The sequence below is a fragment of the Pseudomonas sp. GW460-LB5 genome, assembly GCF_059423245.1.
The window spans coordinates 1-24,586 of record NZ_JBWKXT010000055.1 but is presented as its reverse complement, the minus strand read 5'-3'; the positions used below and the strand labels follow the sequence as shown (position 1 = coordinate 24,586).

Annotated in this window: 24 protein-coding genes; 17 read left to right on the top strand and 7 right to left on the bottom strand. The window is 62.4% G+C overall.

Annotated features, from left to right (window positions below; translation table 11 throughout):
- The first annotated feature begins 108 nt into the window (after positions 1-108).
- The 4 genes from sucC to AC07XM_RS25140 all read left to right on the top strand — a co-directional run bounded on the left by sucC (position 109) and on the right by AC07XM_RS25140 (position 4,848).
- A complete protein-coding gene (sucC, locus tag AC07XM_RS25155; protein ID WP_008091914.1) occupies positions 109-1,275 on the top strand; it encodes an ADP-forming succinate--CoA ligase subunit beta in 1,167 nt (388 codons plus the stop codon).
- On the top strand, positions 1,275-2,159 hold the full coding sequence (sucD, locus tag AC07XM_RS25150; RefSeq protein WP_003254203.1) for a succinate--CoA ligase subunit alpha: 885 nt from the start codon (positions 1,275-1,277) through the stop codon (positions 2,157-2,159). The genes sucC and sucD overlap by 1 nt, the downstream gene beginning before the upstream one ends.
- A 392-nt stretch (positions 2,160-2,551) precedes the next feature.
- Positions 2,552-3,865, top strand: coding sequence for a branched-chain amino acid transport system II carrier protein (brnQ, locus tag AC07XM_RS25145; RefSeq protein ID WP_016488277.1), 1,314 nt, complete (start codon positions 2,552-2,554; stop codon positions 3,863-3,865).
- 233 nt (positions 3,866-4,098) lie between these two features.
- A complete protein-coding gene (locus tag AC07XM_RS25140; RefSeq protein WP_016488276.1) occupies positions 4,099-4,848 on the top strand; it encodes a DUF599 domain-containing protein in 750 nt (249 codons plus the stop codon).
- 67 nt (positions 4,849-4,915) lie between these two features.
- On the opposite strand, the gene AC07XM_RS25135 is transcribed toward AC07XM_RS25140, so the two are convergent.
- A complete protein-coding gene (locus AC07XM_RS25135) occupies positions 4,916-5,200 on the bottom strand; it encodes a hypothetical protein (protein WP_102690050.1) in 285 nt (94 codons plus the stop codon).
- A gap of 154 nt (positions 5,201-5,354) precedes the next feature.
- On the opposite strand from AC07XM_RS25135, the gene AC07XM_RS25130 reads away from it, so the two are divergent.
- From AC07XM_RS25130 to AC07XM_RS25115, 4 genes are all read left to right on the top strand, one after another.
- Positions 5,355-5,831, top strand: a complete 477-nt coding sequence (locus tag AC07XM_RS25130; protein ID WP_016488274.1) for a PaaI family thioesterase — start codon at positions 5,355-5,357, stop codon at positions 5,829-5,831.
- On the top strand, positions 5,828-6,310 hold the full coding sequence (locus AC07XM_RS25125) for a PaaI family thioesterase (protein ID WP_016488273.1): 483 nt from the start codon (positions 5,828-5,830) through the stop codon (positions 6,308-6,310). The genes AC07XM_RS25130 and AC07XM_RS25125 overlap by 4 nt, the downstream gene beginning before the upstream one ends.
- A gap of 69 nt (positions 6,311-6,379) precedes the next feature.
- Positions 6,380-8,284, top strand: coding sequence for a molecular chaperone HtpG (gene htpG / locus AC07XM_RS25120; protein WP_102690049.1), 1,905 nt, complete (start codon positions 6,380-6,382; stop codon positions 8,282-8,284).
- 78 nt (positions 8,285-8,362) lie between these two features.
- Positions 8,363-9,088, top strand: a complete 726-nt coding sequence (locus AC07XM_RS25115) for a dienelactone hydrolase family protein (RefSeq protein WP_016488271.1) — start codon at positions 8,363-8,365, stop codon at positions 9,086-9,088.
- 115 nt (positions 9,089-9,203) lie between these two features.
- On the opposite strand, the gene AC07XM_RS25110 is transcribed toward AC07XM_RS25115, so the two are convergent.
- Positions 9,204-10,067 carry a pirin family protein gene (locus tag AC07XM_RS25110; protein WP_102690180.1) on the bottom strand — a complete coding sequence of 288 codons (864 nt, stop codon included), beginning with the start codon at positions 10,065-10,067 and terminating at the stop codon, positions 9,204-9,206.
- Positions 10,068-10,184: 117 nt separating this feature from the next.
- Between AC07XM_RS25110 and AC07XM_RS25105 the strand changes: the two genes are divergently transcribed.
- Positions 10,185-11,189 (top strand): amidohydrolase family protein, encoded by a 1,005-nt coding sequence (locus tag AC07XM_RS25105; protein ID WP_102690179.1) that lies wholly within the window; start codon positions 10,185-10,187, stop codon positions 11,187-11,189.
- 73 nt (positions 11,190-11,262) lie between these two features.
- Here the strand turns inward: AC07XM_RS25105 and fabB are convergent, their stop codons facing one another.
- From fabB to AC07XM_RS25080, 5 genes are all read right to left on the bottom strand, one after another.
- Positions 11,263-12,483 (bottom strand): beta-ketoacyl-ACP synthase I, encoded by a 1,221-nt coding sequence (gene fabB / locus AC07XM_RS25100; protein ID WP_016488268.1) that lies wholly within the window; start codon positions 12,481-12,483, stop codon positions 11,263-11,265.
- A gap of 11 nt (positions 12,484-12,494) precedes the next feature.
- Positions 12,495-13,010, bottom strand: coding sequence for a 3-hydroxyacyl-[acyl-carrier-protein] dehydratase FabA (fabA, locus tag AC07XM_RS25095; RefSeq protein WP_016488267.1), 516 nt, complete (start codon positions 13,008-13,010; stop codon positions 12,495-12,497).
- A 207-nt stretch (positions 13,011-13,217) separates the two neighbouring features.
- Positions 13,218-15,149 carry an ATP-binding protein gene (locus AC07XM_RS25090; protein WP_102690178.1) on the bottom strand — a complete coding sequence of 644 codons (1,932 nt, stop codon included), beginning with the start codon at positions 15,147-15,149 and terminating at the stop codon, positions 13,218-13,220.
- Complete coding sequence (locus AC07XM_RS25085; protein WP_016488265.1) at positions 15,146-16,036, bottom strand: ABC transporter substrate-binding protein; 891 nt, start codon at positions 16,034-16,036, stop codon at positions 15,146-15,148. The genes AC07XM_RS25090 and AC07XM_RS25085 overlap by 4 nt, the downstream gene beginning before the upstream one ends.
- Entirely contained in the window at positions 16,036-18,183 is a 2,148-nt protein-coding gene (locus tag AC07XM_RS25080) for a TonB-dependent receptor plug domain-containing protein (protein WP_172455956.1), read from the bottom strand. Before AC07XM_RS25080 ends, AC07XM_RS25085 begins: the two co-directional genes overlap by 1 nt.
- Before the next feature lie 240 nt (positions 18,184-18,423).
- Between AC07XM_RS25080 and AC07XM_RS25075 the strand changes: the two genes are divergently transcribed.
- The 8 genes from AC07XM_RS25075 (at position 18,424) to AC07XM_RS25040 (ending at position 24,478) form a co-directional block, all read left to right on the top strand.
- The gene (locus AC07XM_RS25075; protein ID WP_096426560.1) at positions 18,424-19,449 is read left to right on the top strand and encodes an NAD(P)H-dependent glycerol-3-phosphate dehydrogenase; all 1,026 of its coding nucleotides are present in this window, start codon (positions 18,424-18,426) and stop codon (positions 19,447-19,449) included.
- Between the two features lie 36 nt (positions 19,450-19,485).
- The gene (locus AC07XM_RS25070) at positions 19,486-19,833 is read left to right on the top strand and encodes a DUF4389 domain-containing protein (RefSeq protein ID WP_016498711.1); all 348 of its coding nucleotides are present in this window, start codon (positions 19,486-19,488) and stop codon (positions 19,831-19,833) included.
- Positions 19,830-20,288 carry a phosphohistidine phosphatase SixA gene (gene sixA, locus AC07XM_RS25065; protein ID WP_016488262.1) on the top strand — a complete coding sequence of 153 codons (459 nt, stop codon included), beginning with the start codon at positions 19,830-19,832 and terminating at the stop codon, positions 20,286-20,288. Before AC07XM_RS25070 ends, sixA begins: the two co-directional genes overlap by 4 nt.
- Positions 20,289-20,389: 101 nt before the next feature.
- Positions 20,390-20,776, top strand: coding sequence for a hypothetical protein (locus tag AC07XM_RS25060; protein WP_023048239.1), 387 nt, complete (start codon positions 20,390-20,392; stop codon positions 20,774-20,776).
- 93 nt (positions 20,777-20,869) lie between these two features.
- Complete coding sequence (locus AC07XM_RS25055) at positions 20,870-21,658, top strand: alpha/beta fold hydrolase (protein ID WP_016488260.1); 789 nt, start codon at positions 20,870-20,872, stop codon at positions 21,656-21,658.
- A complete protein-coding gene (locus AC07XM_RS25050) occupies positions 21,655-22,509 on the top strand; it encodes an alpha/beta hydrolase (RefSeq protein WP_016488259.1) in 855 nt (284 codons plus the stop codon). Before AC07XM_RS25055 ends, AC07XM_RS25050 begins: the two co-directional genes overlap by 4 nt.
- Positions 22,510-22,618: 109 nt before the next feature.
- The gene (locus AC07XM_RS25045; RefSeq protein WP_016488258.1) at positions 22,619-23,413 is read left to right on the top strand and encodes a DUF4892 domain-containing protein; all 795 of its coding nucleotides are present in this window, start codon (positions 22,619-22,621) and stop codon (positions 23,411-23,413) included.
- 12 nt (positions 23,414-23,425) lie between these two features.
- On the top strand, positions 23,426-24,478 hold the full coding sequence (locus AC07XM_RS25040) for an AI-2E family transporter (RefSeq protein ID WP_016488257.1): 1,053 nt from the start codon (positions 23,426-23,428) through the stop codon (positions 24,476-24,478).
- The last annotated feature ends 108 nt before the right edge of the window (positions 24,479-24,586 follow it).

The following is a 24,586-nucleotide window of genomic DNA, read 5'->3' as shown; positions in this document are numbered from 1 at the left end:
CGCCGGACCGGATCACACGGGAAAACCCGGGGTCAACGGTCACAGGTGGTGCGGCGCCAGTAATGGCGCAGCGCCGAAGCGCAGTACCTAACGAAGACGGTAAAAAGCATGAATCTTCACGAGTATCAGGGTAAGCAGCTGTTCGCTGAATACGGCCTGCCAGTTTCCAAGGGTTTCGCAGTCGATACCCCTGAAGCTGCAGCAGAAGCTTGCGACAAGATCGGCGGTTCCGAGTGGGTTGTAAAAGCCCAGGTTCACGCAGGTGGTCGCGGTAAAGCGGGCGGCGTCAAGCTGGTTCGCAGCAAAGAAGACGCCAAGGCGTTCGCTGCGCAATGGTTGGGCAAGCGCCTGGTAACCTACCAGACCGACGCCAACGGTCAGCCAGTGACCAAGATCCTGGTCGAATCCTGCACTGACATCGCCAAAGAGCTGTACCTGGGCGCTGTAGTCGATCGCTCGAGCCGCCGTATCGTGTTCATGGCCTCCACCGAAGGTGGCGTGGACATCGAGAAAGTCGCTCACGAAACTCCTGAGAAGATCATCAAGGCTACTATCGATCCACTGGTCGGCGCTCAGCCGTTCCAGGGTCGTGAACTGGCATTCCAGCTGGGTCTGGAAGGCAAGCAAGTTGCACAGTTCGCCAAGATTTTCGTAGGCCTGGCCAAGCTGTTCAAAGAACACGACCTGGCCCTGCTGGAAGTCAACCCGCTGGTCATCAAGGCCGACGGCGACCTGCACTGCCTGGACGCGAAGATCAACATCGACGCGAACGCCATGTACCGTCAGCCTAAGCTGAAAACCTTCCACGACCCGTCGCAGGACGATCCTCGTGAAGCCCACGCTGCCAGCTTCGAGCTGAACTACGTGGCCCTGGAAGGCAACATCGGCTGCATGGTCAACGGTGCCGGCCTGGCCATGGGTACCATGGACATCGTCAACCTGCATGGCGGCAAGCCAGCCAACTTCCTCGACGTTGGCGGCGGTGCTACCAAAGAGCGCGTTACCGAAGCCTTCAAGATCATTCTGTCCGACAGCAATGTCGCGGCCGTTCTGGTCAACATCTTCGGCGGCATCGTTCGCTGCGACATGATTGCCGAAGGCATCATCGGCGCGGTGAAAGAAGTCGGCGTTAAAGTTCCGGTTGTAGTTCGCCTCGAAGGCAACAACGCCGAACTGGGCGCTAAAGTACTGGCAGAAAGCGGTTTGAACATCATTGCGGCAACCAGCCTGACCGACGCTGCTCAACAAGTTGTCAAAGCTGCGGAGGGCAAGTAATGAGCGTCCTGATCAATAAAGACACCAAAGTCATCTGCCAGGGCTTCACCGGCTCGCAGGGTACTTTCCACTCCGAACAAGCCATCGCCTACGGCACCAAGATGGTCGGCGGCGTAACCCCAGGCAAGGGTGGCACCACCCACCTGGGCCTGCCGGTGTTCAACACCGTCAAGGAAGCCGTGGAAGCTACCGGCGCTGACGCTTCGGTCATCTACGTACCGGCTCCGTTCTGCAAAGACTCGATCCTGGAAGCGGCCTTCGGCGGCATCAAGCTGATCGTCTGCATCACCGAAGGCATTCCTACCCTGGACATGCTCGATGCCAAGGTCAAGTGCGACGAGCTGGGCGTGACCCTGATCGGTCCTAACTGCCCAGGTGTGATCACCCCGGGCGAGTGCAAGATCGGCATCATGCCAGGCCACATTCACCTGCCAGGCAAGGTCGGTATCGTTTCGCGTTCCGGCACCCTGACCTACGAAGCTGTGAAGCAGACCACCGACGCCGGCTTCGGCCAGTCGACCTGCGTCGGCATCGGCGGTGACCCGATCCCGGGTTCCAACTTCATCGACATCCTGAAGCTGTTCCAGGAAGACCCGAAGACCGAAGCGATCGTCATGATCGGTGAGATCGGCGGTTCGGCTGAAGAAGAAGCTGCGGCCTACATCAAGGCCCACGTGACCAAGCCAGTCGTTTCCTACATCGCCGGTGTTACTGCACCTGCGGGCAAGCGCATGGGCCACGCTGGCGCCATCATCTCCGGCGGCAAGGGCACTGCGGACGAGAAGTTCGCCGCCCTGCAGGACGCTGGTGTGAAGACCGTGCGTTCGCTGGCTGACATCGGCAAGGCCCTGGCCGAGCTGACTGGCTGGGAAGCCAAGAAGTAATACTGCTACACCCCCCACGCGCACAGAGGCCACCTTCGGGTGGCCTTTGTCGTTAATGCGCCTGGGTTCCCGTTTGGGGCTCTTCGCAGGCTAAAAAGATTTTTCGATGGGTTTGATAGGATTTTTCACACAGACCAATGTTTCAATCCGAGGATAATTCCTACTGTCCTCGGTCGCACAGACGACAAACATGTACGCACATCGGACAAGCAGCACTGTGCCAGTGCGTTTGACTGACAAAACAGTTACATTACGCGTTCACTCTGTGCCCGTACCCCAAAAGGGAACGACACGCTAAACGGGTCTGGCCTATCAAGCCGGGCAGCATTTCCCCTCATCCAAAGGGAAATCCCCTCTCGAATCCCGATTTCAGCAGTGTGGTACTACCTTAAATGAAAGTTCTCAAAGGCCAGGATATCCTGGCGCTTGGCTTTATGACGTTTGCGCTTTTCGTTGGCGCGGGCAATATCATCTTCCCGCCTATCGTCGGTCTGCAGTCTGGCCCGCACGTATGGATGGCAGCACTGGGCTTCCTGGTGACCGCCGTGGGCCTGCCGGTCATTACCGTGGTCGCTCTGGCCAAGGTCGGTGGCGGCATGGATGCACTTAGCAGCCCGATCGGCAAGTTCTTCGGCGGCCTGCTGGCGGCGGTGTGTTACCTGTCGGTCGGCCCGCTGTTCGCCACCCCGCGTACGGCGACCGTGTCGTTCGAAGTGGGCGTTGCACCGCTGACCGGTGAAAGCCCGCTGGCACTGTTCATCTACAGCCTCGTGTACTTCGTCGTGGTGCTGGCCGTGTCCATGTACCCGGGCAAGCTGCTCGACACCGTCGGCCGCTTCCTGGCACCGCTGAAGATCATCGCCCTGGCCGTGCTGGGGATTGCTGCCTTCGCGCTGCCAGCGGGCACCATTGGTGAGGCACAGCCGGCCTATGCCGCTGCCGCGTTCTCCAAGGGCTTCTCCGATGGCTACCTGACCATGGATACCCTGGGTGCCCTGGTGTTCGGTATTGTCATCGTCAACGCCATCCGCTCGCGCGGCGTCGAGTCGCCGAAGCTGATCACCCGCTATGCCATCATCGCCGGCCTGATCGCGGGTGTCGGCCTGGCCCTGGTGTACATCAGCCTGTTCCGTCTGGGTGCCGGCAGCCACGACATCGCGGCTGACGCCACCAACGGTGCGGCGGTACTGCATGCCTACGTGCAGCACACCTTTGGTTCGCTGGGCAGCGGCTTCCTCGCTGTACTCATCGCGCTGGCTTGCCTGGTGACGGCAGTTGGCCTGACCTGCGCCTGTGCCGAGTACTTCAGCCAGGTTCTGCCGCTGTCTTACCGTGCGCTGGTGGTGATCCTTGCGGGCTTCTCGCTGCTGATCTCCAACCTGGGCCTGACCAAGCTGATCATGTTCTCGATCCCGGTGCTCACCGCCATCTACCCACCCTGCATCGTGGTGGTCGGCCTGAGCTTCGTGAAAGACTTGTGGAACTCGCCGACCCGCATCCTCGCACCGGTGATGCTGGTTTCGTTGCTGTTCGGCATGGTCGATGCAATCAAGGGCAGCAGCATCGCCCACGTGCTGCCGGACTTCATGGCGCACTTACCGTTGAGCGACCAAGGCCTTGCCTGGCTGGTGCCTTCGGTGGTGACCCTGGTTGGCGCCGTGGCCTGCGACCGCATGCTCGGCAAGCCACGCGAGGCGTTGGCCTGATGGTTGAAGCCTGAGGGCGGCACCGGCCACAAGCCGAAGGGTGCTCGCCAGAGGTCTAGACTCGAAAGCCCCGTATCCGGAAGGATGCGGGGCTTTTTTGTGCGGTCCCTTTGCCCGGTGCGCTCTTTGTGGGAACCACGCCTATTTCTCTGCACAGCTGTGTCTTTTGCCGCTTGCCAGCGTCGAAACCTGGTCCCTATCCTCTAGGCCTCTGGCGCTTTCGGGAACCCTGCATGAACTTCATCCAAAGCAACTTCAATAACCTGCTGGCCATCGCATGGTTTGCCCTGTGCTGGGGTGGTTATACCCGCTATGCCATCTGGAAGGGCCGCGACACTGCGTGCCTGGCCAGCGTGTTGCACCTTTACCGTGAAGACTGGATGCGCCGCATGCTGCTGCGCGACAACCGCATTGCTGATGCCAGCGTGATCGGCAACCTCGAACGCAACGCGTCGTTCTTTGCCTCCAGCACCCTGATCATCCTTGCTGGCATTCTTACCGTGCTCGGTGCCTCCGACCGTGCGCTCTCGCTGCTGGCAGACCTGCCGCTGGTGCAACAGACCTCCCAGGGCATGTCGGAGATCAAGCTGCTGTGCCTGGCCACGGTCTTCGTCTACGCTTTTTTCACGTTCAGCTGGTGCATGCGCCAGTACAACTTTGCCGCGGTGCTGGTGGGTTCGGCGCCCATGATCGGGGAACGGCTGGTCAATGAGCTGGAGCGCAAGGCGTTCGCGTCGCGGGCGGCACGGGTATTGTCGCTTGCCGCCAACCAGTTCAACCTGGGCTTGCGTTCCTATTACTTCGGCATGGCCATGTTGAGCTGGTTTATCAGCCCGTGGTTGTTCATGGCGATGAGTGTGGGTGTCGTGTTTATTCTGTACCGTCGTGAGTTCCACTCGGATGTGCTGGATGTGATGGTGTTCACACCCACCGAAAGTGTACCGGCAGAGCCTGCCAAAGAAAGCCCCGTGGTCGGTAACTGAAACGTTTAATCGAAAACTTTCAGGCACAAAAAAACCCGACGATGTCGGGTTTTTTTGTTTTAAACAATTACTGTTTGGCAGGTTCAGCCGGAGTAGCTGGCGCGGTTTGCGGAGCCGGAGTAGCCGGTGCGGCTTCTTCGGCAGCCTTCTGCTCGGCTTCGGCCTGATCTTTGGCGGCTTCGGCGTTTTCCTTGGCAGCGTCGTTCATTTTATCCTGAGCTTCGCCCATTTTTTCCTGGGCTTGCTCGGCGTGTTCCTGTGCGTCTTGGGCTTTGTCTTCGCTCGCTTTATCGCAAGCGGCCAGGCCCATGGCAGCAGCCAGCATCAGAGCAAAAGCAAAAGGTTTACGCATGGGTGTGTTTCTCCTTGGTGGAATAAGTGACTTGTTCCTTCGAGTGCAACTATGCGGAATAAGTTCCACGCAGATTACAGATATATAACGCCGTGTTCTACATGGACTTTTTAACGAACTCATGCCGCCGCGTGGCGGCGGGCGGGAACAGCCTATGAGCGATTCAACCTTGATGGCAATGGCCGAGCGGTTTCTCTCGGCGTTAAAACATTGCCAGCTGTTGCAGATGCGTGTGGCGCAGGCTGATGGCGATGGCATGACCTTGGTCCTGCCCTGGTCAGCAGCCATCGTCGGCAACCCCCAGACCGGCGCCGTGCATGGCGGTGCGCTGACTACGCTGATGGACACCACTTGTGGCATGGCCACGCTGTGCGTGCTGCCCCGCTTCGAAGTGTGCCCCACGCTGGACCTGCGCATCGACTACATGCACCCGGCCGAAGCTGGCAAGGACATCTACGGTCACGCCCAATGCTACCGGGTTACCCGCGACGTGATCTTCACCCGGGGCACAGCCTATCAGGACAACCCCGACCAGCCCATCTGCCAGGTGGTGGGGACGTTCATGCGCCTGGGGCAGGAGATCAAGGGCGGTATCCGTTTCGGCAATGGCCTGAAGGAGGGCGGCGCATGATTCCGCATGCGGTTCGCCAGCAACTCAACGCTGCCCACGCGGTCGGTGATTACCGGCCATTGCTGGCGCTGATTCCCTACGCAGGGCTTATCGGCATCGAATGCGAGCGCCAGGGTGATGACCTTCTGTTCCGCCTGCCGGCGAGTGCGGACAACATCGGCAACCCGTTGCTGCCCGCTATCCATGGTGGCGTGATAGCGGGGTTCATGGAGTTGTCCGCCGCGCTGTACCTGCTGATCTACAGCGAAAGCGCGAGTATTCCGAAGATCATCGATTTTTCCATCGACTACCTGCGCGCCGGGCATTTTCGCGATACCTATGCCCAGTGCCAGCTGTGGCGCCAGGGCCGCCGGGTGACCAACGTCGCCATTACCGCCTGGCAAGGCGACAGGCAGGCACCCATTGCCACCGCCCGTGCGCATTTCAAGATCGAGCCGGAAAAGCCCTTGAAATCATCCGCTCAGCCCCCATCTGAATGACATCCGCCATTAACGCAGGCCAAATCGCTTGCCAGGCGCCACTGCCATCAGATCGGAGTTTCGAAGACCATGACTGTGGAAACACAAAAGGAAACGTTGGGCTTCCAGACCGAGGTAAAGCAACTGCTGCACCTCATGATTCATTCGCTGTACTCGAACAAGGAAATCTTCCTGCGGGAACTGATTTCCAACGCTTCCGATGCCGTGGACAAACTGCGCTTCGAAGCCCTGGCCAAGCCAGAGTTGCTTGAGGGGGGCGATGAACTGAAAATTCGCCTGAGCTTCGACAAGGACGCCGGTACCGTGACCCTCGAGGACAACGGCATCGGCATGAGCCGCGAAGACGTCATCGCCCACCTGGGCACCATCGCCAAGTCTGGCACCGCCGACTTCATGAAGAACCTCACCGGTGACCAGAAAAAGGACTCGCACCTGATCGGTCAGTTCGGCGTGGGCTTCTACTCCGCGTTCATCGTGGCCGACAAGGTCGACGTTTACAGCCGTCGCGCCGGTCAGCCTGCTGCCGAGGGCGTGCACTGGTCGTCGAAAGGCGAGGGCGAGTTCGAGGTCGCCACCATCGACAAGCCACAGCGCGGTACCCGCATTGTCCTGCACCTGAAGCAGGAAGAGAAAGAGTTCGCCGATGGCTGGCGCCTGCGCAATGTGGTCAAGAAATACTCCGACCACATCGCCCTGCCTATCCAGCTGCCGAAGGAGCAGGCTGCCGCCGAAGGTGAAGAGCAGCCGGCCGAAGAGTGGGAAACCGTCAACCGCGCCAGTGCCCTGTGGACCCGTCCGCGTACCGAGATCAAGGACGAGGAATACCAGGAGTTCTACAAGCACATTGGCCATGACTTTGAAAACCCGCTGACCTGGAGCCACAACAAGGTCGAAGGCAAGCTCGAGTACAACTCGCTGCTGTATGTGCCGGCCCGCGCACCGTTCGACCTGTATCAGCGCGAAGCGTCGCGCGGCTTGAAGCTGTACGTGCAGCGCGTGTTCATCATGGAGCAGGCCGAATCGTTCTTGCCGCTGTACCTGCGCTTCATCAAAGGTGTGGTCGACTCCAACGACCTGTCGCTGAACGTGTCTCGGGAAATCCTGCAGAAAGACCCGATCATCGAGTCGATGAAGACCGCGCTGACCAAGCGCGTGCTGGACATGCTGGAGAAGCTCGCGAAAAACGAACCCGAGCAGTACAAGGGCTTCTGGAAGAACTTCGGCCAGGTGCTGAAGGAAGGCCCGGCCGAAGATTTCGCCAACAAGGAGAAGATCGCCGGCCTGTTGCGCTTTGCTTCCACCCACGACGACAGCGGCGAGCAGAGCGTTGCCTTGGCCGACTACCTGGCCCGTGCCAAAGAGGGCCAGGACAAGATCTACTACCTCACCGGCGAGTCGTACGCGCAGGTCAAGAACAGCCCGCATCTGGAAGTCTTCCGCAAGAAAGGCATCGAAGTGCTGCTGCTGACCGACCGTATCGATGAGTGGCTGATGAGCTACCTCAACGAGTTCGACGGCAAGGCTTTCGTCGACGTCGCCCGTGGCGACCTGGACCTGGGCAAGCTGGATTCGGAAGAGGACAAGAAAGCCCAGGAAGCAGTCGCCAAGGACAAGGAAGGCCTGGTCGAGCGCCTGAAAGGCGCGCTGGGTGACAGTGTTGCCGAAGTGCGCGTGTCGCACCGCCTGACCGACTCGCCGGCGATCCTGGCGATTGGCGAGCAGGACCTGGGCTTGCAAATGCGCCAGATTCTGGAGGCCAGTGGGCAGAAGGTACCGGAGTCCAAGCCGATCTTCGAGTTCAACCCGAGCCACCCGCTGATCGAGAAGCTGGACAACGAACAGAGCGAAGACCGCTTCGCCGAGCTCTCGCATATTCTGTTCGATCAGGCGGCCTTGGCGGCCGGTGACAGCTTGAAGGACCCGGCGGCTTACGTTCGTCGCCTGAACAAGCTGTTGGTCGAGCTGTCTGCTTGAGTTGATGCAAAGGAAAGCCCGCTTCGGCGGGCTTTTTTCATGGCGCGCTTTTCATAGAAAGTGCCTAAGGAGTGCTTGATGAGCAAGGTAATCGTCGAATCGCTGGTTTATCACCTGTCCGGCAAGGCTTACGAAAGCCGGCTGGTCTTTGAGCCAGGTGCGCTGGGCCGCCCAGGCCTGGTGATGGCGCCGAACTGGATGGGTATTGGCGAAGGTGCCGAACGCATCGCCAAGGAAGTGGCCGAGAAGGGTTATGTGGTGCTGATTGCCGACCTGTACGGCCAATCTGTACGCCCGTCCAATGCCGACGAGGCCGGTGCGGCGATGATGCCGTTGAAGAACGACCGTGGCGAGCTGCGCAAGCGTATGCAAGAAGCCCTGGCGCAACTGCTGGGGCAGTCGAAGGCGCTGCTGGAGCCTGGCAAAGTTGCCACGTTCGGCTTCTGCTTCGGTGGCTGCTGTGCCCTGGAACTGGCCCGTTCTGGCGCCGACCTGCGTGCGGCGGTGTCGTTCCACGGCACGCTGGACACGCCGAACCCTGAAGATGCCAAGCACATCAAGGGATCGGTGCTGGTGTTGCATGGCGCCTCCGACCCGTTGGTGCCGAAAGAGCAGTTGCCAGCATTCGAGGACGAGATGAACGCGGCCAAGGTCGACTGGCAGTTGCTGAGCTATGGCGGGGCGGTGCACTCGTTTACCGACCCGAATGCCAACGTACCAGGCAAGATGCAGTATGACCGCCGCACTTCCGAGCGGGCGTTCCGCTCAATGCACAACCTGCTGACTGAAGTGTTCCAGCGCTGATATAGCAGGGGGCGCTGCGCGCCCCATCGCCGGCAAGCCAGCTCCCACAGTACAGCGTACGCCGCTCTTGGTGGGAGCTGGCTTGCCGGCGATGGGCTGCAGAGCAGCCCCAGATTTACCGGGGCAACTCGATCCTTGAGGTTTCCCCCGGCACCACCGGCCAATCCCCCGCAGCCCACCGCGCCCTGGCTTGTTCGATCAGTTCCGGGTCACTGGCCACGAAATTCCAGTTCATCCGCCGCGGCCCATCCAGTGGTGCCCCGCCAATCAGCACCAGCTGGCACTCCCCCTCTGCATACAGCGTCATGTCCTCGCCCTCTGGCAGCACCACCAGGCTGCAAGGCTCCACGTCCTCATCGTTCAGCAACAGCTCGCCATCCAGCAGGTAAAGCGCCCGCTGGACGTGCTCACTGGGTATCAGCAGCGTCGTCGCTGGTTGCATCTGTACATGCGCATAAAGAGTGGGGGAGAGCACCGGCACCGGTGACGCCAGGCAGAACCCGGTGCCGGCAATCATGCAAATGCGCACCCCCAGGTTGTCACTCACCGGCAGGCTCGCCGCCGGGTAGTGGCTGTAGCTCGCTGGGCCTTGCTCGTGCTCCTGTGGCGAGGCTAGCCACACTTGCAAGCCGTGCAGGCACGAGCCATGGGCCAGGGCATCTGCGGGTGTGCGCTCGACATGGGTCACGCCGCTGCCAGCCGTCATCCAGCTGACATCGCCGGGGAGTACCCGCTGCTCCGAGCCGAGGCTGTCCTTGTGCAGGATCGCTCCCTCGAACAGGTAGGTCAGGGTCGACAGGCCGATGTGCGGGTGCTGGCGGATGTCCATACCATGCCCTGGGGCATAGTCGGTTTCGAGCATGTGGTCGAAAAACACGAATGGGCCGACGCTACGGCACTGGGCTGCCGGCAGCGGGCGCAGGATCGGCTGGCCCTCGACCGATTCGGCACGTGGGCGGATGATCAGGGGGCTGCTCATGCGGTGGGCTCCAGGCGTGGTGGAAATGCCTCAAGCATAGCGGTTTGCCCGCTGTGGCTGAACCGTCTGGATCGCCGACCGGTCTACTGTTTTCATCACCGGAGAAGGAAGCTGCCCATGATTGCCCGAGCGCTGGCCTGCGTGTTGTTGTCTGGCAGTTTGTGCCACGCGGCACTGGCGCGCGACTACCGCTACAGCGATGCTCACCTGCACTACGTCGACTTCTTCCAGGAAAGCGAAGGCATGCCGGCGTTGCTTAAGGCGATGGATGCTGCGGGCGTCGAGCAGTCGATGATTTCCGGCATCCCGGTGGCCAAGAAATGGCATGAAGACGAGCCCAAGCGCCCGCGCTATTACGCGGGTGACGACGCCGATGCCTACTGGTACAGCGCCACCGACACTTACGTGGTCGCAGCCCTGCAGCAGTTGCCGGTCGAGCAGCGCAAGCGCTTTCATCCGTTCCTGACCGGTTTCAACCCGGTGGACAAGAATGCCGTCAGCCATATTGAGCGCATGCTCGATCTGTACCCAGGGCTGTGGCAGGGCATTGGCGAGGTCTTCACCCGCCACGATGACCTCACGGCGCTGACCAGTGGGGACACGCCACGGGCCAACAACGAAGCCATGACGCGTATCTACCACCTGGCGGCGGAGCGTGACCTGCCGGTGCTCCTGCATTCCAACATCACCTCCAAGCGCGAGCGCAATCCACTGTACCTGGCGGAGATCGAAGAGCCGCTGCGCAATCACCCGCATACGCGCTTTATCTGGGCGCACGCCGGCAGCAGCATGGAGATCCACCGGCACCAGACACAGATGGACTTTTTACTGCCGGTGCTGACGCGGTTGCTGGAGGATTACCCGAACCTCTATGTCGACCTGTCGTGGAGTGTGTTGCAGCCTTACCTGCTGGACGACAAGGGTGTGCCGCGCAAGGAATGGCTGGCGTTGGTCGAGCGGTTCCCGGAGCGGTTCATGCTGGGGTCGGATGTGGTGGGGCGGTTTGGCAGCCTGGGGGAGCAGATGCACGGGTTCAGGCCGTTTCTGGATGCTTTGCCTGAGCATGTAGCGAACAAAGTAGCCCGCGATAACTTTCTGGCTGTGCTGCCCAGGCAAAAATAGGGGTTGCCCGTACGGGCTACACATGAAAACGCCCCGAACCAGTCGGGGCGTTTTCGATTACCGCATCAGCGTCTTACTTGCCTTCCCAGCGCTTGAGCACCAGGGTGGCGTTGGTGCCGCCGAAGCCGAAGCTGTTGCTCATGACCGTGTCGATCTTGGCGTTTTCTTCGGTTTTGCGCAGGATCGGCAGGTCAGCGACCTCCGGGTCCAGCTCGTCGATGTTGGCAGAGCCGGCGATGAAGTTGTTTTCCATCATCAGCAGGCAGTAGATCGCCTCGTGCACGCCAGCAGCGCCCAGCGAGTGACCCGACAGGCTCTTGGTCGAGCTGATCTTCGGTGCCTTGTCGCCGAATACTGCGCGAACGCCCTTGATCTCGGCAACGTCACCGACCGGGGTCGAGGTGCCGTGGGTGTTCAGGTAGTCGATCGGGGTGTCGACGGTGGACAATGCCTGCTGCATGCAGCGGATGGCACCTTCGCCACTCGGGGCAACCATGTCGTAGCCGTCGGAAGTGGCGCCGTAGCCAACGATTTCAGCGTAGATCTTGGCGCCACGGGCCAGGGCGTGTTCCAGCTCCTCGACCACCACCATGCCGCCACCGCCAGCGATGACGAAGCCATCACGGTCAGCGTCGTAGGCGCGAGAGGCCAGTTCCGGGGTTTCGTTGCGCTTGGTCGACAGGGCGCCCATGGCATCGAACAGGAACGACTGGCTCCAGTGCTCTTCTTCACCGCCACCGGCGAAGACGATGTCCTGCTTGCCCCACTGGATCTGCTCCAGGGCGGTACCGATGCAGTGTGCCGAGGTGGCGCAAGCCGACGAGATCGAGTAGTTGATGCCCTTGATCTTGAACGGGGTGGCCAGGCATGCCGAAACGGTGCTGCCCATGGTGCGGGTAACGCGGTATGGGCCGACGCGCTTGACGCCTTTCTCGCGCAGGGTGTCCAGCGCTTCCATCTGGTTCAGGGTCGAGGCGCCGCCGGAGCCAGCCACCAGGCCAGTACGCGGGCTGGAAACCTGCTCTTCGGTCAGGCCGGCGTCCTTGATCGCGTCCTGCATTGCCAGGTAGGCGTAGGCAGCGGCATGGCCGACGAAGCGGTAGACCTTGCGGTCGATCAGTTCTTCGAGGTTGAGGTCGATCGACCCGGAAACCTGGCTACGCAGCCCCATTTCCTTGTAATCCGGGTTGAAACGGATACCCGGACGGCTGTTGCGCAGGTTTTCGGTGACGGTAGCTTTGTCATTGCCCAGGCACGATACGATGCCCAGACCAGTGATAACGACGCGGCGCATGCGAATAACCCTTAGAAATTGTCAGTGGAAGTGAACACGCCGACCCGCAGGCCTTCGGCAGTGTAGATCTCACGGCCGTCGACGCTGACCGAGCCATCGGCGATGGCCATGTTCAGCTTGCCCTTCAGGACACGCTTGATCTGAATGTTGTAGGTGACTTTCTTGGCTTCGGGCAGTACCTGACCGAAGAACTTCACCTCGCCCGAGCCCAGGGCGCGGCCGCGGCCCGGCAGGCCTTGCCAACCGAGGAAGAAGCCAACCAGCTGCCACATGGCGTCGAGGCCCAGGCAGCCCGGCATGACCGGATCGCCTTCGAAGTGGCAGGCGAAGAACCACAGGTCCGGGGTGATATCCAGCTCGGCGACCAATTCACCTTTGCCGTACTTGCCGCCTTCTTCGCTGATATGGGTGATGCGATCGACCATCAGCATGTTCGGCGCGGGCAGTTGCGCATTACCTGGGCCGAACAGCTCACCGCGACTGCAGCGCAGCAGGTCTTCCCGAGTAAAGGCGTGTTGTTTGGTCATGCGAGCTCCTCAATAACCCCCTGTGGCAGGGGATGAATCTTCCCGGCCGGCCCGAAAACCAACGGCTTCGAGACGGCAGCCTACAGGTAGACTATTGCGTTGTGGTGAAAGTCACAGCGCACCTGCCGAAAGAAGTACAGGTGTGCACTGAAACGTCTATTTTCAGGTCCGATGAAGGTCCTGTCCAGTGTTTAAGACTGCCGCACTTTAGCATTTATCGCCAGTCGCGGTTGTCTGACCGGGCAACCAGCGTTGCAGCACCCGCTGCAGTTCGGTGCGACGCAAGGGTTTGCTCAGGTAGTCGTCCATGCCGGCGGCCATGCAACGCTCGCGGTCGCCCTGCAAGGCATTGGCGGTCAAGGCGATGATCGGTAGGCCGGCGCCGTTGGGCAGCTGGCGTATGCGCCGGGTAGCTTCGTAGCCATCCAGGTGCGGCAGGCGGCAGTCCATCAGCACAGCGGCAAAGCGCTGCCGGCCAACCAGGTCGACCGCCTCCAGGCCGTCTTCGGCCGTGCATACCGCCAGGCCCAGACTGCGCAGCATGGCTTCGATGACACTTTGGTTGACCGGATTGTCCTCTACCAGCAGTACCTGATCGTTGTCAGACACCGTGGTTGGCGCAGCTGCTGGCGTCGTCAGCGCGACGGGGGCAGGGCTGGCGAGGGCCAGCGGCATCTCCAGGGTAAAGGTGGAACCCAGGCCTTCACGGCTTTCACCGCGCAGCTTGCCGCCCATGCGCTCGGCAAGGGTGCGGGCGATGGACAGCCCTAGCCCGGTACCGCCATACCGGCGGGAAATCGAGCTGTCAGCCTGCTGGAACGCAACGAACATCATCTCCAGGCGGGCGCTGTCAATGCCGATACCGGTGTCGCGCACGCTGCAGGTCAGCCAGATCAGCTGCCGGTCGAGTACCTGCCAGCGCGCCTCCACCTGCACTTGCCCGCGTTCGGTGAATTTCAGGGCGTTGCCGATCAGGTTCAGCAGGATCTGGCGGATGCGCGTGGGGTCGCCGTTCACCTGCAGTCGCCCGATACCGGGCGGCAGTTGCAGGTGCAGGCCCAGGCCGCGCTGCTGGGCGCTGTGCTGGAACGACTGGACGCTGCTGGTGATCAGCTCGGCGAGGTTGAAGTCGATGTGTTCCAGTTGCAGCGCGGCGCGCTCGATGCGCGAGAAGTCGAGGATGTCATTGATGACTTTCAGCAAATGCCCGGTGGATTCGCTGGCCACTGCGGTGTAGTCGGCCTGTTCGTTGCTCAGTGGCGTGGTTTCCAGCAATTGCAGCATGCCCAGCACGCCATTCATCGGGGTGCGCAGCTCATGGCTCATCATCGCCAGGAAGTCCGATTTGGCACGGTTGGCCTGTTCGGCCTCCTCACGGGCCTGGATCAGCTCGGCAATGGCCTGCTTCTGTTCGTCACTGGCCTGCTCCAAGGCGCTGGCCAGGTTGTTGATGTGGCGCGCCAGGTGGCCCAGTTCGCTGTCGTCGACCACTGGCAAGGGGGTGTTGTACTCGCCTTGCTGGATTGCCTTGACCGCATGCCCCATGTCGCTGATCGGCTTGGCCAGGCTCAAGGCCAGGCGACGCGCCAATATAAAGGTGAACAGCAGGGCGAACAGCGCCAGGATGCCGGCCTTGATCACGATTTCCTGTTGGCGTTGGCTGAAGGCGTCATCAGACATGCCGACGATCACCCGGCCCAGATAATCATCGCCAATGGCGGGTGAGGCGGCCTTGCCCTGCTGCAGGAAGTCGCTGTCCAGGCGGATTTGCTGCAGGCGTATGGGCGCCTGGAACACCTCGACACGTTGCGCGCGGTTAGCGCTCTCGTCGGACTGCTCGACGTACACAAGGATGTGGTTGCGGCTGTCCTGCACCTCGAGAAAGCGCACGTGCGGGATACTGAGGGTGGCACGCATCAGGCCTTCGAGCACTTCGTTGTTGCCTGAGATCACCCCGTACTCCGAGGCTGGGGCCAGCTGGTTGGCGATCAGTTGCCCGGTGTGGTTAAGCTCCTGGCGCAGGTCCTGGATCCGCACGAAGGTGAAGAAGCTGATCAGCAGCAAGGTCAGCAGCAGGGCAGGGCCCAGGCTGATGATTTGCGTGCGGGTGTGGATGTCCCAGCTCAGGCCTTTGCTCATGGGGTGGGCTCTCCTTCTGCCAGGGCCTTGGCGGCGGCGTTCGGATCGATCGGTTGCAGGCCCAGGGCGCGCGCCACCTGCTGGTTGCCACTGACGCCGAAGCGTGCCGGGTACAGGCTGCGCGGCCAGCGCCCTGGCGGCTGGTCGAGCAACTGGTCAAGTACTGCCAGCCAGTCCTCCTGGTCGCTGTAGGTGCTGGCCAAGGCGCCGGCGCGAACAAAGCCGGCGTTCGGGCCGATCAGCGCCATCTGACGGCCATAACTGCTCAACAGCAGGTTCTTTGCAGTCTTGGAGTTGTACAGGTCCGGGTCATCCAGGCCCAGCAATACATCACTGTTACCCAGCAGGTGCTGCAGGGGGCGGCTGTCACGCAGGTCGGGCCAGGCCTGGGCAATGATCTCCAGGCCTAACGGTCGAGCCGCATGGCGCAGCTCTTCAAGCAGGAACCCACTGTGCTCGCCGTACAGCACTCCAATGCGCTGTGCCTGCGGCAGCAGGTAGCGCGCAAGGCGCAGTTGCCGGCCCAACGGCGGGTCACTCCACAGCAGGGTGAGGAACGCTGGGCGCGACTTTCCCAGGCGCTGCTCAGCCTGTACCCGGCTTATGCGCATGGCCAGCGCTGGCGGGCCGGCGTTTTCACCCAGCCGCCATTCCAGGGCGGCATTGTCCATCAGAATCAGGCGCTGGCCAGTTTTGAGCTTGCCAGGGCTTGGCAGGTCGGCTGTGGTCTGGAAATGCACATGATCGCCCGGCCGACGGCTTTCGAGTGCGGCGACGAAACTGCGGATGCCAGGCTGGTCTTGCGCGCCTACCAGCAGAATTTCGCTGGCGGACAACGGCCCCAAGGGCCACAGGCACAGCAGCAACAGGCGCAGCACCAAGGCCATCAGAACGCCAGCTCCGCGCTGAAGCTGAGGCGGTGGCGGCTGTCGTAGCGGTTCTGCACGGTCGTGGTCGGTTCGTCGTCCAGGCGCTGCTGCCACAGCGCCGCCAGTTCCAGGTTGCTGCCCTGCACCCGAAAGCGTTTGGCCACGCGCATGTCCAGGCGCTCGTAGCGGTACTGGTTGAGCGCATCGTCACCGTAGTAGAACAGCGCACTCGACCAGCCATCGCCCCATTCGCGCATCCAGCCGACCGAGCCGCTGTTGCGGGCGGTGAGGCGGCGGTCGTCGGGGTTGCTGGCCCAGGCATCGACATAGGCATAGGTCAGGCGCAGGCGGTCACGCAGGGTGGGCCGCCAGTCCAGTTGCGTCTCGCTGCCGCTGAACCGGGCCTTGTTGGCGTTGCTGGCGATGTACTGGTTGTTCTTCAGGGGCTCGCTGATCATGCCGGTGATCTCGTCATAGAACAGCTTCACATCCATGCTCAGGTCGATGTCGCTGAAGTAGCCGTTGTAGCCCAGTTCGCGCGAGCGCATGCGCTCCTGGTCGAGGTCGCCCGGGCCGCGGGTCTTGACGAAATACTCGCCGTGCTGCTGGCCGAACACGTCGCGGCTGAGGTTTTTGACCGTGTAGCTCCAGTTGATGTTGTTCTCGAACATGTCGGGCGAGCGCACCGCCTCGGAATACACTGCGCGCAGGCCGTGGCGCGGGGTGATCAGGTAGTTGACCGCTACGCGCGGCGTCAGCGAACTGCCCGACAGACGCGAATCTTCGAGCATGGCCCCGCCCTGCAAGATCCAGTGCTCGTCAGCGCGCCATTCCAGCTGGCCGAACAGGCGCCAGGTCTGGTCATCGATGCTGCCGTTGAAGTAAGTCTGCGAGTCGGCACGATCATAGCGGTAGTTCACCCCACTGAGCAGGCGCAGGCTGTCGGTGAGGCTGAGGGTGTCCTGGATTTCCAGGTCATAGCGGGTTTCGCGCGTGCTCTGGTCGACATCGCCGCACACCGCACTGCTGCCGCCCTGGTTGTTCCACTGATCCTTGATGGCATCGACCAGCGCTTGTTCAGCAGGGTTGTTGCTGGGCGGCGGGTTGTTGGCACCGCGTGCCACCAGCTCGGCGTAGTTGGGGTTCATCTGCCACAGCCGGGTCAGTTCGGGGCTGAACGACAACGCGGCATCACAGGCCCGCCAGACCTGTTGGCGGTCAAAGTGTTGGGCAGAACCCTGCACATACAGGCTGTGATCGGGGTTGAAATCGATGTTCCAGCGTACCGACCCTGCGTAGTCCTTGGCATTGACGTCGGCATTGTCGCCGCGCTGGGTGACGTAGGGGAAGACAGGTTGGTAGGTGTAAGGCCGCTGGTTGCTGCCTTCTTTTGCCGCCAGTTGCCATTCCAGGGTCTGGTTCAGCGACAGATTGTGGCTGGCACTGAGGTTGAAACGGGTCAGCCGGCGGCTGTCCCGGTAATCCTGGCCGAACGGGTCGTGGTCGAAACCGTCGTCCTGCTGGCCCGACAGTGACAGGCGCATGTCGCCGCCCTCCCAGCCGAAGCCGTGGCTGGCATAGAAGTCATTGATGCCGTCCTCACCTCGGGTCACCTTCAGCCGTGTGCCGTGGCTGTCGGCAGGGTTGCGGGTGAGAATGTTGACCACCGCCATCAGCGCGTTGGCGCCGTAGCTGACCGTGTTGGGGCCGCGGAACGCCTCGATGCGCTCGATGTCTTCCATGGCCAGGGGGATGTCGCTCCAGTCCACCGTGGCCAGGCCTGCACGGTACACCGAGCGGCCATCGATCAGCACCTGCATGCGCCGTGCTTCGCTGGCGTTGCTGCCGTGGTAGTTGACCGTCGGCTGGTTGCCGGCACCGTAGCCGATCATCATGCCCGGTACCAGGCGCAGCAGTTCGGGGATGTCACGTGCGCCGCTGGCGCGGATCAGTTCGCTGTCGAGCACGGTCATGCTGCCCGGGACTGCCGCCGGGGATTGTTTCAGGCGCGTGGCGGTCAGAACCTGCGGCAGGTCACTGTTGTCGATGAACAGGTCGTCGCCCATGGCCGGGCCACCGAGCAAGGCAGTCAGTATCAGCAGGCGCGGGAACGGGGGCGTGCCAGGGAACACGGGGGGGCCTTGTATCAGGAATGGAACAGGCATGGTAACTGACCTTGGCGTATTTTCCAGTGATCTGCGGCGGTTTTGCAGCGTGTCTGTCCTGACGCTTTATGGGGGCGAAAATCGAGCGCCGCCCGGGCGGCGCATCGCGAGCCAGCTCGCGCCTACAGGGGTTGCAACGTGGCCATGACAGTGTCATCTGCGTTGCTGGCCTTGGCGCAAGGCAGGCGAGCCGTATAATGACGGGGTCGCCACTTAACTTTTGGCTTTAACGGATTGGATATGACTGAACAGCAACCTGTTGCAGTTCTGGGAGGCGGCAGCTTCGGCACCGCCGTGGCGAACCTGCTGGCGCAAAACGGTGTGCCGGTGCGCCAATGGATGCGCGACCCGGCGCAGGCCGAGGCCATGCGCGTCAACCGCGAAAACCCGCGCTACCTCAAGGGCATCCGCCTGCATGATGGCGTGGAGCCGGTCAACGACCTGCTGGGCACCTTGCAGGCCAGCGCGTTGATTTTTGTCGCCCTGCCATCCAGCGCCTTGCGCAGTGTGCTGGCGCCCCACGCCGAGCTGTTGCGGGGCAAGGGCCTGGTCAGCCTGACCAAGGGGATCGAGGCGCAAAGCTTCAAACTGATGAGCCAGATCCTTGAAGAGATCGCCCCCGATGCCCGCATCGGCGTGCTGTCGGGCCCCAACCTGGCCCGCGAGATCGCCGAACATGCGCTGACTGCCACGGTGGTCGCCAGTGAGGACGAACAGCTCTGCCAGCAAGTGCAGGCCGTACTGCATGGGCGTACCTTCCGTGTCTACGCCAGCGCCGACCGCTTCGGCGTCGAGCTGGGCGGGGCGCTGAAAAACGTCTATGCCATTATCGCGGGCATGGCCGTGGCCTTGGGCATGGGCGAGAACACCAAGAGCATGCTGATTACCCGGGCCTTGGCCGAGATGACCCGCTTTGCCGTCAGCCAGGGTGCCAACCCCATGACCTTCCTTGGCCTGGCCGGTGTGGGTGACCTGATCGTCACCTGCTCCTCGCCCAAGAGCCGCAACTACCAGGTGGGCCATGCGCTGGGTCAGGGCCTGAGCCTGGAGCAGGCGGTCAACCGCCTGGGCGAAGTGGCCGAAGGCGTCAACACCCTCAAGGTGCTCAAGGCCAAGGCGCAGGAGGTGCAGGTGTACATGCCGCTGGTGGCCGGCCTGCATGCCATCCTGTTCGAAGGCCGCACGTTGAACCAGGTGATCGAGCACCTGATGCGCGCCGAGCCCAAGACCGATGTCGATTTCATTTCCATCAGCGGTTTCAACTGAGCCCTTGGCGGCTCTGACACGAGCAAGGAGCAACACATGAACGATACGCCCGAACGCGCCCAGCGTGAGTCGATCATCCTGCGGGTCCTGTGGATGCTGGTGTTCCTGGTAGTCTGGCAACTGGCCGAATTGCTGCTCGGCGGCCTGGTGCTGGTGCAACTGATCTACCGCCTGGTGTATGGCGCGCCCAGCGCCAGCCTGATGAACTTCGGCGACAGCCTGAGCCAATACCTGGCGCAGATCGGCCGCTATGGCAGCTTCCACACTGAGCAGAAGCCCTGGCCGTTTGCCGACTGGCCAGCACCGCGTGCTCCGGAAGGCGAGGCGCCGCATGCCGTGGCCCCGGCCCCGCACCCGGTGCGGGACGAGGAACCCAAGCTGTGAAGCTGTGGGTGCTGCGCCACGGTGAGGCAGAGCCGCGGGCCAATACCGATGCCGAGCGCCGCCTGACCGCCCATGGCCGCGAGCAGGTGCTGCACAGCGCTGCTCGCCTGTTGGGGCAGCCGTTGCAGGCGATCATCGCCAGCCCCTACGTGCGCGCCCAGCAAACGGCCGCGCTGGTGCATGACACGCTGGGTTTCAGGGAGCCGGTGCGCACCGTGCCCTGGCTGACGCCAGAGCATGATGTGCAGCAGGTGATCGGCGAAATCGAACGGCTGGGCCTGGAGCATGTACTGCTGGTCAGCCACCAGCCGCTGGTAGGCACCTTGGTTGGCGCGCTGGAGCATGGTCATCAGCAGCAACCGGCGGCCATGAGCACTGCCAGCCTGGCGGAGCTGGAAGGGGATTGGCCACTGGCCGGGCTGATGACCCTCCGGGCGATCAACCCACCGGTGTGATGCCCCCGCAGATCGACAAGGCAACTGGCATTTTTGTCAGTTGTCGCACTTGATGGCCTCTTGCTAGCGTTGCCTCAAAGCAATCAGGCAGGGAGCAACGGATGAGCGGTGACATGCGGGAGCTGTTGAGTTCCCTTGACCTGCAACCCACCGTAGACAAAGTGGGGCAAGGTATTGCGCTGGACTTTGCCCAGTACAGCCTGCTGCGCGATTCGGCCGACGCCAAGCTCTACCAACTGCTGCACAAGGTCAACGGCAACGGCAAGCTGGAACCTGCTACCAGGCAGCAAAGCGAGCAAGACCTGCGCACGCTTCAGGACGCCTGCCTGCGAGTCTCCCACCTGCTGCAAACCAGTTGTCTGGCGTTGCGCCGCCTGCAGCTGGACTTTCAGGACCAGCGCCTGGCCCGTGAGGCGTTGGAAAGCCAGTTGGCCTACATGCAGGCCTGCTTGCGCCGGTCTCTGGCCAGCTTCGACCGCTCGGCGTGACCTGATAGCCCTCGTCGATGACCTTTCCGGATGTTGCTCAATGGCGCCCCGATGCCGACAATGAGCCATCATCTTCCGTCTGGACCAGGCGCCATGTCGCAGCAGATCTTCTTCGCTCATGCCAACGGTTTCCCTTCGGCCACGTATGGCAAGCTGTTCGCTGCCCTGGCGCCGGACTACCAGGTGCAGCACCTGGCCCAGCATGGGCACGATCCGCGCTTTCCGGTAGACGACAACTGGCAGAGTCTGGTCGATGAGCTGCTGCATCACCTGGCACAGCAGGACCAGCCCATCTGGGGGGTCGGGCATTCGCTAGGCGGGGTGTTGCACCTGCACGCTGCATTGCGTCGTCCTGAGTACTACCGCGGGGTGGTAATGCTCGACTCGCCGGTGCTTACCCGTGCTGACCAGTGGCTGCTGCGCACCGCCAAGCGTTTTGGCTTCATTGACCGCATCACGCCCGCCGGGCGCACGCTGGGGCGGCGCGAAGTCTTTAGTGACCGCGACAGTGCCCGGGACTACTTTGCCGGCAAATCACTGTTTCGCCATTTTGACCCAGACTGCCTTGAAGCCTATGTCGAACATGGCTTGCAGGCGATGGAGCAGGGACTGCAATTGCGCTTCGATCCCGCCACCGAAATCAGTATCTACCGCAGCATCCCGCACACCAGCCCCGCGCCTGCCCGGCAGTTGCAGGTGCCGCTGGCCATGGTGCGCGGCCAGCGCAGCAACGTCATTCGCCGTCACCACACCCTGGCGGTGCGCGGCATGCCCAAAGGCGAATATCACAGTGTGCCCGGCGGGCACATGTTCCCGTTGGAGCGCCCGACCGACACCGCCAGCCTGATCAAGGGCCTGTTCGACCGCTGGAGCCAGGTATGAGCGCGCAGGTGGAGGAAGTCCGTCTGAGCCTGGGCCATATCGAACTGGCGGCTCACCTGTTCGGCCCCGAAGACGGGCTGCCGGTGATTGCCCTGCATGGCTGGCTGGATAACGCCAATAGCTTCGCCCGCCTGGCGCCGCAACTGAAGGGCCTGCGGATCGTCGCCCTGGACCTGGCCGGGCACGGTTACTCGGAACATCGCCCGCCTGGCGCCGGCTATGCCTTGGCCGATTATGCCCACGACGTGCTGCGGGTTGCCGAGCAGCTGGGTTGGCAGCGTTTCGGCCTGCTAGGCCATTCGCTGGGCGCAATCATTTCGGTACAACTGGCCGGCGCCTTGCCCGACCGGGTCAGCCACCTGGCGCTGATCGACGGGGTCATCCCGCCAACCGGTGCCGAGCAGGACGCTGGCGAACGGTTAGGGATGGCCCTGCAAGCCCAGCTGCGGCTGGATGGCAAACGCAAGTCGGTGTACGCCACCCTGGAAGAAGGCGTGCATGCCCGGATGAAAGGCATGGTCGCGGTCAGCCGTGAGGCTGCCGAATTGCTGGCGCAACGTGGCCTGATGCCAGTGCCCGGGGGTTACAGCTGGCGCAGTGACAGCCGCCTCACCCTGCCATCGCCGGTGCGCCTGAGTGAAGCCCAGGCCATGGCCCATGTGCGCCGGGTGCGTTGCCCGGCGCTGTTGGTGGTGGCCGCTGAAGGTATGCTGGCGCGCCACGCCGCGTTGCTGGAGCAGCTACCCTTTGAGCAGGCGACGCTGCCCGGTGGCCATCACCTGCACCTGAATGACCAGCAGGGCGCGGCCCTTGTCGCAGACTGTATCAATCGCTTCTTTGGCTTTGCTTGACTTGCACCGGACAAGTGTCGAGGCTTGGCGGGTTGAACAGGGAGACAACCATGCAACTGCCAGACATCCTGGAGCTTCATTTCGGCGCCGCGCGCCGCCTGGTTCGCCAATGAGCGCGCCTGTTGCCATCCGTAATGCTGTCGTCGCCTGCCTGGCGCTTGCCAGCCCGGTATTGTGGGCCGGCAGCCTGCCGGTGCCGGTGGACGCAAAGGTTGTTGACCAGCGCCCGGCCGTGGAGCAGGAACGCGTCTACCCCATGGGCCCGCTGCGCAAGATCAGCGGTCGTCTGCGGGTCGATAACAAAGTCGAGAGCCGGGGGCAGGTCAGCTCGGTCACCTACGAACTGCCGGTCGAACGTACAGCCCGTGAAGCCTTCACCAGTGCCCGCGAAGCACTGCAGCGTGATGGGGGTTACCCATTGTTCTGGTGCCAGGGTCGCGATTGCGGCGAGGCCAGCCTGTGGGGCAACGATGTGTTCGCCAATGCCCGCCTCAACGGTGGTGACGAGCAGCAGGCGTTCATCCTGCTACGCCGCTCGGCAGCCGAGGCCGACACGCTGGTCGCGCTGTACAGCGTTACCCGCGGCAACCGCCGTGCCTACCTGCATGTGGAGGAGTTCGTCGCCGCCAGCCCGCTGGGCGAGCTTCTGCCAACCGCCGCCACGGTGCTGCGCGAAATGCGCGACACCGGCAAGCTCGACTACCCTGACCTTGCGGCGCCGCAAGACGCCTGGGTGAACCTGCTGGCCCGCAGCCTGAACCTCGACAGCACCTTGCGCGCCAGCCTAAGCGGCGCCCAGGCTGAAGCCTGGCGTGAGGCGCTGGTCAAGGCAGGCGTACGCAATGGCCGCCTTGAAGTCGGCAGCGCACCCACCGATGGCCTGCACCTTGAATTGATCCGTTGAACGAGCGCCACCATGGTTAACAATGACCGCCTGCTGATCCAGATTCTGCTGCTGGCCTTGCTGGGTGCCGGCCTTTGGGTGATGGCACCGTTCATTTCTGCATTGCTGTGGGGGGCTATCCTGGCTTTTGCCAGCTGGCCGTTGATGCGCTTGCTGACGCGTGTGCTGGGCGGCCGTGAAACCCTGGCGGCCAGCCTGCTGACCACGGCCTGGATACTGATCGTGGCACTGCCGCTGGTGTGGCTGGGGTTCAACCTGGCCGATCATATTCGCGATGCTACGGCGTTTGTGCGTGACGTGCAGGTCGACGGGCTGCCCGATGCGCCGGCCTGGCTGGGTGGCATTCCATTTGTGGGCGAGCGCCTGGTCAACGGGTGGCAATCCCTGGACCAGCAGGGCGCAGCCCTGCTGGCCTCGGCCAAGCCCTACTTCGGGCAAGTGGGCAACTGGTTGCTGGCGCGCAGTGCGCAGATTGGCAGCGGCGTGCTGGAACTGACCCTGAGCCTGGTGTTCGTGTTCTTCTTCTACCGCGACGGGCCGCGCCTGGCAGCATTCGTGCTGCGCTTGCTGCACCGCCTGGTGGGCGAGCGCGCCGAGTATTACCTGGAACTGGTAGCCGGTACCGTTCAGCGGGTGGTCAACGGGGTAATCGGCACGGCGGCTGCGCAGGCCGCGCTGGCGCTGATCGGCTTTCTGATCGCGGGGGTACCCGGCGCGATCGTGCTGGGCCTGGTGACCTTCATGCTCAGCCTGATCCCCATGGGCCCGCCACTGGCCTGGATCCCGGCCACTGCCTGGCTGGTGTGGAAGGGCGAATACGGCATGGCGGTGTTCCTGGGTATCTGGGGCACCTTCGTCATCAGCGGCGTGGACAACGTGCTCAAGCCCTACCTGATCAGCCGTGGCGGCAACCTGCCGCTGGTGATCGTGCTGCTGGGCGTATTCGGAGGCTTGCTTGCCTTTGGTTTCATTGGCCTGTTCATCGGCCCGACCTTGCTGGCGGTAGGTTACAGCCTGCTGCTGGACTGGAGCCGTAACGCGGCGCAACAGCCGCCACAACAGTAAGTCCGCGCCGGCCTCTTTGCGAGCGTGCCCGCGAAGAGGCCGTTACAGGCAGACCCAGCGCTGATCTTTACGCATTCTTTATCCCCACGCCCATCCCCCGATCTCGCC